Raw genomic sequence first — 7,104 nt, forward strand, 5'->3', positions numbered from 1 at the left:
GCTGCGGCTTTAGCAACGCTAAAACGGGCATAAATTTTTCATTACCTGCCTAAGGCAAGCAATATCACAAACTCATCACGCTAAATAACAATTAAAATTGGAGCACTATTATTATGACCAAGACGCTTGTTTCAGACGACGAACTCTACGCCGAACTTTTCGACGTACAAAAAGAAGCCAGCGCTCACGGCGGCGAGGTCTATGGTGACCTTACCCCCGCAATGAACGCACTGCGCAACAAAGCGCCGGTATTAAAAGGTTCACTACACGAACTCTTAGAACTACCAAAAGGCCATGGCGCTTACGACACAGAGCGCGAACACTACACCCTACTCAGCTACGAGATGTGCAACCGCGCATTGCGAGAAAATCTTTTATTCTCATCTGAAGTCTACGAAGAGAGCCCCGGCGTAAGAATGATGGGCGATGTTATTCTAAAAATGACAGGTCCGCAGCACATGCGCTACCGCATGATGGTACAGCCCATGTTCATTCGACCCAAGGCAATGAAATGGTGGAAAGAAAATTGGATAGACGCATCTGTTGCGGCCTTAATAGAACGCCTAGCGACGAAAAAAACGGCCGACCTCAACCTCGATCTCTGCGCCCGTTTACCCGTTAATATCGTCACCCAAGGCATCGGCATGGCCGGCGAGGATGCGTTGATATTTCGCACTCACCTCATCAAATGCACGATGATGCTCGGCCAGATTCCGATGGAAGACATTATTGAATCTGCCGGAATTGTTGAAACCATGCTACGGGAACTCATCGTCGCACGTCGTAAAGACCCTCAAGACGACGTGATGAGTAATATGGTGCAAGCAGATCTAGCTCAAGATGGCGGCACTAGCCGAAAGCTAACTGACGATGAAATATTTGCCTATTGCCGGCTCATTATTCTTGCCGGCGGCGGCACGACATGGCGACAGCTTGGCATTACCATTTATCAATTACTCTCCAACTACCATTTATGGGAAGCCTGCCGCGAAGACCGGAGTTTGATTGAGCCGGCAATTGAAGAAGCGGCGCGCTGGATGCCAACAGACCCCACTTTCCCCCGCCTCGTCATGGAGGACGTCGTACTTCCGGGCATCACCATCCCCGCCGGCGCCAGGGTAGACATGTGTTTAGGTGCAGCCAATCGAGACCCCGCCGTTTGGGAAAATCCAGATGAGTTTGATATTTATCGCCCAAGAAAAACCCATCTTGGTTTTGGCTTAGGACCGCATCGCTGCTTGGGCATGGAGGTAGCGAAACAAGAGATGCTTGCCGCTATTAACGGCCTATTAGACCGCTTCCCCAATATGACATTGGATCCAAATGCGCCAGAACCAAGATTGGCTGGTGGCGTTGAACAGCGGGGAATGACCGCAATTCCGGTTATATTGAACTGAGCTGTCGCGAGGTTTGACATAACCTGGCCACCGGAATGCTCGCCTCATCGAGTGCGGGCCTTCTGAAGTATCTGCATCGGTTTTGACCAGTGAAAGCCACCCACTCTTACAAAATTAGGTTTGCTACCCATGGAAATCGCCTTCGATCCGGCGCCACGTCAATTAGATGTCGTCCTCAGCCCAGCATGGTTAAGCGCCATGCTATCTACGCGCTGGCCGGAGACGAAAGTGCTCAAGGTGACCGTGGTCGAAACCCTTGTCACCCAGGCGACGAAAGTACGTCTGTCCCTCGAACTCGAGGGTCAGCACGAGAATATCCCCCGGCATATTTGCATCAAAGGTGTGCTCAGCGAAACCGGTGCGCCCGGCGCCGCGTCAATTATCGAAACCCAATTTTACAAGGACTTTGCCGAGCAACTTCCCTTACGTGTACCGAATTGTATTTACGCCGAATTTAACGCAGCAGGCGATAATGGTGTGATCGTTATGGAAGACGAAATTTATGCTGGCAGCACGTTTTTAACTGCTCTCAAGCCGCTCTCTCCAGAAGAGGTGCGCGGCAGCATGGAGCAGTTAGCCCTGTTGCACGCAGAGACTTGGGAGGATCGAGAATTCTTTAGCCAAGCTAAAATCCCTCGCTTCCTTGACAGAATTAGCGAAAAGCCAATCATGCCAATTGAGGTATTACAGGGAATGGTGAACGCTGAAAAAGGCGCATTACTTCCCGAAGAAGTAAAGAATTCCGCTGCACTGCAACGCGGTTTAGAACTTTACGCAAAGCAGGTCCGCGAGCGCCCGTCTTGCCTTGTTCACGGCGATGCCCACGCGGGAAACATCTATCGTAAAGATGGCAACTACGGACTAGTTGATTGGCAGATATTGCAAAAAGGCGAATGGGCACAGGACGTTGCTTATCATATCGCCTCAGTACTATCCCCAGAGGATAGACGCCTACACGAACGAGAACTGCTTGAGTATTACCTAAAACGCCTTAAAGCCTTAGGCGGCCCAGAGCTGGCCGCAGATGAGGCCTGGACTCGTTACCGAGCCGCCATGATTTACGGCTACTACCTGTGGGCCATCACCCAAAAAGTAGAGCCCGCCATCACCAATGAATTTTTTCGTCGCTTGGGTTTGGCCGTATACGAGCTGAATAGTTTTGAGGCTGCTGGGGCTTAACTAACAAAGACTAAGCCCCCTGCGATTCACCCAGAGGCTAAGATCAGACCTCTTTTCGCAGGCCTTGCGAGATCGCGATAACCGAAAGGGTTGAGGTGCTTTCCAGCAAATCACTAATTGCAATATTTGCCTTACCCATATTCTGCAGTGCAGGGCCCGGATCCTGACCTTCTAACTCATAGACCAGCATAAAGTCCCACGCCGGTGAGCCATCGGGCTGCTTCACTGTCATAATGGTATGGCGTTCAGCGGTAACTAAACCCGGCACCGCCAACAAATCATTCATATGCTGTTCGTCGTACCATTTCGCCAATTCTTCAACTTTGCCCGGTACAGCCTTAGCAAACACCACCATCTTATGCATGAGAACTCCTACATCAACTCGAAAACAATGACACGATTCTAGTGCAATAATAGTAAAAAGCAGTAGTTATATTTAATTAATGTAAAAAAAACCGCCAAAGCACTGCTGCTTATCCGTATATATGGATACATGTGCATGATTAAGAATTTGCGTAAAAAGCGGTCAAATAATTTGTAAAAGCCCCCAGAATAGGCCTACATTGACGGCATAACTAGACAGCAATGAACCGCAATTTTCATATAAATTTTACGCAAGCCTTGTTTGGCAGCGCGGCCCGCCCAGCGCAACGAATGAAAAAATGCAGATGCACACTGAATAAATACGTCGAGAATTGCTGAAGATATACAATTTTTACTGGCAGCCAATTACTTTGCTGTCTTACCTTTGGCTACTTACCGCTCGGGGCGATACTCATCATATTTGCATTGCGAGCGTCCCTCACGAAGCGCAGCTGAAGCGTCAATGAAATAGAACACCCAACGATAGCGAGCGTCGTTCGCTGCACAAAGAAATCTGTGCACCACATAAAAAGGGAAAGACAATGCAGGCACTCTTTGGACTTAATGGAAAACGAATTCTCGTTCTCGGTGGCGGCCAAGGCATGGGTGAAGCAACCGTGCGATTACTTGCCTCTTTGGGTGCGCAAGTTGCTGTAGTCGATCGCGAAATTAAACGCGCTGAAAGCGTAGTAGCTGACGCGATAGCCAATGGCGGCAAGGCCACTGCCTACTCAATCGATGTACTCAATGACGACGCTCTAATCAGTGGCATCGCCCATATCGAAGCAGACTCCGGCCCCCTTGACGGCATGGCAACGGTTATCGGTATGGCAGCATGGAGCCCACTAGCCGATATGGATATGGGCATGTGGGATGAAGATCAGCGCCGCAATCTTCGCTACTTTTTCCTCGCCGCGCGCGAAGTAGCAAAAAGTCTAATCAAACGCCAAGCGCCCGGCGCGATTGTCTGTGTCAGCTCAGTAGACGGGTCTCGCAGCGCGCCCAGCCACGGGTCTTACGGCGCGGCCAAAGCGGGGCTATCTAACCTTGTCAAAACCATGACCGTTGAATGGGGGCCGCAAGGTATCCGCGCAAATGTGGTGGCACCCGGTGCGATCATTACTCCCCGCATTCCCCATGCTGGTGAAAACGAGAAGTTGATCTCTGGGTGTATCCCACTGGGCCGTCGCGGCACAGTGGAAGAAATTGCGCAGTCCATCGTCTTTCTTCTGTCCGATATGGCCCAATATATCAGTGGCCAGACACTGGCCGTGGATGGCGGCGCATTGGCAACCTCCCCGTTTGCCTCCGCCGGCACTAAATAAGCATTAAATGGAATAATACAGCGACTAATTTTTATGAACGTAATGCAAAAGCCAACAAGCCTACCGCCAGAGCGCAGTGGCAAAATCGCAAATCCCAAACTTTTAGCACGGCGCAAAGCCCTAGCCGACGCTAAAGATGCCGGGATCTGGCAGACCAAGCCACCGCCTCAGGAAATTAAAATCGCTGGTGTCCGTGCCCTGAAGTTCTCACCTTCCGGAAAATCTCGCGGTACGATACTGCATATCCACGGCGGCGCGTTTCGAATAGGCTGCCCAGAACAAATTAGCCATTTCGCCCTAGCGCTCGCCCAGCACTGCTCGGTCACTGTTATCTGTCCCGCCTACCGCCTTGCGCCGGAATACCCCTATCCGGCAGGACTGAATGACACACGAGCAGTCATGGAAGTACTCATTGCCGATAACGATACACCACTAATTCTGTCTGGCGATTCCGCTGGCGGCGGACTGGCTGCCGGGCTCGCTGCAATGGCTGTGAACAATGCTAAGCGCCCTGCGGGTCTCGTCCTGCTCTCACCGTGGCTAGACCTCACAGTGTCCAGTGCAAGTTACAGGCAAAACGCCAGCAGCGACCCGCTCTTTTCGGCAGAGTCAGCGCGCGAAGCAGCCGAGCTCTATTTGCAGGGACACCCGCCAAGTGACGTGCTGGCTTCACCATTACTCGGCAGCGTCGAGGAGTTTCCGCCGACGCTAATTAATGTTGGTTATGACGAAGTGCTCGCCGGTGATGCGCGGCAATTTCATCTCAAACTGCTCGGCGCAAGTATTCCTGTACAACTCCAAATCGTAAAGGCGATGGAACATGTTGCAGTAACCCGCAGTCTTAGCTTGCCCGGCGCAGCTGAAACGTTCGAAGCGCTAGTAAGCTTTATTAACGGCCTACTCTTGCCATCAGCGGAATAGACACAGCCTAATGTGGAAATAATTATTTACGTCCACCTCAAGTCGCGACGATTGGGAAAATCTAACGCCTGTTATAAATCCCATTGAATATTCGGGCGCAAGCCCCGAATATTCTTCAATAAAAATTTAACAATCCGTTAAGCGTATGCCTAGACACTTGAACTTACCGGCCTACTATCATCCGCAACAAGCGTCCTTGTAAGCCACGTAGAAAGAATCAACACCACGGCTAAGCCGCCAAGGCCGATGAAGGTATAAAATACGTAATCATAATTCCCCATAAGGTCAAAAGCTTCACCGGCCAAACGAATTGCCACTGCGCTCGCAACGGCAATTAAAAGCGACATCAAGCCACGCACTGTGCCGAAAGAAGACATCCCGAAGCGGTCGGCAAGTAATGCATAGAAAATCGGCGCTGCCGCGCTACTCGATATACCTAACATCAGTGCACATGCGACTAACAGCAGATAAGTATCACCCACCACAAGTAATATACTGACAATCGTGCCCAGCGCGAACAACACCGCTAACATTAAAATACGATCAAACCGGTCGGCCACAACAGCGAGCAGTATTTTGCTAGCGAGTGCTGCCACACCGGTGATAGAAATTAGGCCCGCGGCCTGCACCGTCGTGAGCCCGGCCGCTACCGCAAGGGGAACAATGGTAATAATGATAGTCTGCATCATTGCCATTGCAATCGCGCAACTGATGCCCAAGGTCCAAAATTGCGGCATGCTTAATAAAAATTTTATACTCGCCGGTGATTGACCTTCTAAATCTTTAGAAGCCTCCGCATCATCAGATACTGCCGCGGTCTCAAGCTCCCCTGGCCGCGGCCGCTCGCGGACAACAAGTGCTAACGCCAACAGAAACACCATATCAAAAACACCAATTATCAATAATGTCGCGCGCCAACCTTCATGCTCAATTAACCAGCCAATCAGCGGTACAATAAAAATACTGCCCAGCGATGCGCCCATCATCGCGAGAATCATCGCTCGGCCCCGGCGGGCGGTGAACCAGCGCGCAAGTAGCATCGACATCGTGAGCGTGCAGCCGCCCTGTACCGCCGCCGCTAACATAAGCGCCATGACGCCCCCACTGAGCAGTAAAGATGTTGAAAAAGACAGCAAGGTAAAGCTGAGACCCGCGAGTAACGCCGACGCGATCATGATAAGCCGGGCAGAAATACGATCGAGCATCCTGCCGACCACCGGCGCCAACAGCGCGCTGCCGATATTCAACAAAATTAAGGCCGTGTTCATGTCGGCACGCGATAAATTAAGGTCTTCGGAGACAGGTACAACGAACAGTCCAAAGGCGCTGAACGTGGTCCCCATCACTACCGCATAGACAGCGGCGGCCATCATCACGACATACCAGCCATAATACATCGGCCTCTCCTACTCGTTATTATCGTTATTATTTAGCCGATCGAAGTCGATTAACCCCGAATGACCCAGCTAAGCGAATGAGAGCTATCGACATACAACTCTCACTTACAGTGAATGTACCGCACAAAACATTGCACCTCCAGCATTGCATTGAATATCACCTAATTTACTGAACATATCTATTGGACTTATCAGTAGCTTTTCTGCGACTATTTACAGCCTAAAAAAACAATATTTTATAAAATCAACGACAGAGACCTCACTCATGACTAGTAAAGCTAAACAGCTTAAAGACCTTATTAATACCGGCGAGCACTTCATTGCCGCCGATGCCTACAGCGCTATCACTGGTAAAATTGTTGAGAAAGCCGGTTTTAAAGCCGCCTACCTTGGCGGCCACGCATGCAGCGCATTCCATTACGCGATGCCAGATTACGGCATGTTTTCGCAGGTCGAGCAGATCGAGCAAGCCAACCGGATTGCCGAAGCAATGAATATTCCACTTATCGCTGATGCAGATAC

Annotated in this window: 7 protein-coding genes; 5 read left to right on the forward strand and 2 right to left on the reverse strand. The window is 50.6% G+C overall.

The window, feature by feature from the left end; translation table 11 throughout:
• Nucleotides 1-113: 113 nt before the first annotated feature.
• Complete coding sequence (locus ABYT30_RS13305) at nucleotides 114-1,397, forward strand: cytochrome P450 (protein ID WP_373096930.1); 1,284 nt, start codon at nucleotides 114-116, stop codon at nucleotides 1,395-1,397.
• Between the two features lie 129 nt (nucleotides 1,398-1,526).
• Nucleotides 1,527-2,576: a phosphotransferase gene (locus ABYT30_RS13310; protein ID WP_373096932.1), complete on the forward strand. Its 1,050-nt coding sequence runs from the start codon at nucleotides 1,527-1,529 to the stop codon at nucleotides 2,574-2,576.
• 43 nt (nucleotides 2,577-2,619) lie between these two features.
• Here the strand turns inward: ABYT30_RS13310 and ABYT30_RS13315 are convergent, their stop codons facing one another.
• Nucleotides 2,620-2,940, reverse strand: a complete 321-nt coding sequence (locus ABYT30_RS13315) for a hypothetical protein (protein ID WP_373083822.1) — start codon at nucleotides 2,938-2,940, stop codon at nucleotides 2,620-2,622.
• Nucleotides 2,941-3,481: 541 nt separating this feature from the next.
• Here ABYT30_RS13315 and ABYT30_RS13320 point away from each other — a divergent pair.
• Both ABYT30_RS13320 and ABYT30_RS13325 read left to right on the forward strand, forming a co-directional pair.
• Nucleotides 3,482-4,264, forward strand: coding sequence for an SDR family NAD(P)-dependent oxidoreductase (locus ABYT30_RS13320; protein WP_373096934.1), 783 nt, complete (start codon nucleotides 3,482-3,484; stop codon nucleotides 4,262-4,264).
• A 42-nt stretch (nucleotides 4,265-4,306) separates the two neighbouring features.
• Nucleotides 4,307-5,185 carry an alpha/beta hydrolase fold domain-containing protein gene (locus tag ABYT30_RS13325; RefSeq protein ID WP_373096936.1) on the forward strand — a complete coding sequence of 293 codons (879 nt, stop codon included), beginning with the start codon at nucleotides 4,307-4,309 and terminating at the stop codon, nucleotides 5,183-5,185.
• 149 nt (nucleotides 5,186-5,334) lie between these two features.
• Here ABYT30_RS13325 and ABYT30_RS13330 read toward each other — a convergent pair whose 3' ends face one another.
• Nucleotides 5,335-6,582, reverse strand: a complete 1,248-nt coding sequence (locus ABYT30_RS13330; protein WP_373096938.1) for an MFS transporter — start codon at nucleotides 6,580-6,582, stop codon at nucleotides 5,335-5,337.
• Between the two features lie 265 nt (nucleotides 6,583-6,847).
• Between ABYT30_RS13330 and ABYT30_RS13335 the strand changes: the two genes are divergently transcribed.
• Nucleotides 6,848-7,104: isocitrate lyase/phosphoenolpyruvate mutase family protein (locus ABYT30_RS13335; RefSeq protein ID WP_373096940.1), on the forward strand; the 257-nt coding region annotated here is incomplete at its 3' end.

Origin of the sequence: Zhongshania sp., from assembly GCF_041623545.1 — a bacterium.
Lineage (GTDB): Bacteria > Pseudomonadota > Gammaproteobacteria > Pseudomonadales > Spongiibacteraceae > Spongiibacter.

Excerpts from the sequence above, each read along its gene's own strand:
- ABYT30_RS13305 (WP_373096930.1), top strand. The coding sequence starts at position 114 with ATGACCAAGACGCTTGTTTCAGACGACGAACTCTACGCCGAACTTTTC.
- ABYT30_RS13310 (WP_373096932.1), top strand. The coding sequence starts at position 1,527 with ATGGAAATCGCCTTCGATCCGGCGCCACGTCAATTAGATGTCGTCCTC.
- ABYT30_RS13315 (WP_373083822.1), bottom strand. The coding sequence starts at position 2,940 with ATGCATAAGATGGTGGTGTTTGCTAAGGCTGTACCGGGCAAAGTTGAA.
- ABYT30_RS13320 (WP_373096934.1), top strand. The coding sequence starts at position 3,482 with ATGCAGGCACTCTTTGGACTTAATGGAAAACGAATTCTCGTTCTCGGT.
- ABYT30_RS13325 (WP_373096936.1), top strand. The coding sequence starts at position 4,307 with ATGCAAAAGCCAACAAGCCTACCGCCAGAGCGCAGTGGCAAAATCGCA.
- ABYT30_RS13330 (WP_373096938.1), bottom strand. The coding sequence starts at position 6,582 with ATGTATTATGGCTGGTATGTCGTGATGATGGCCGCCGCTGTCTATGCG.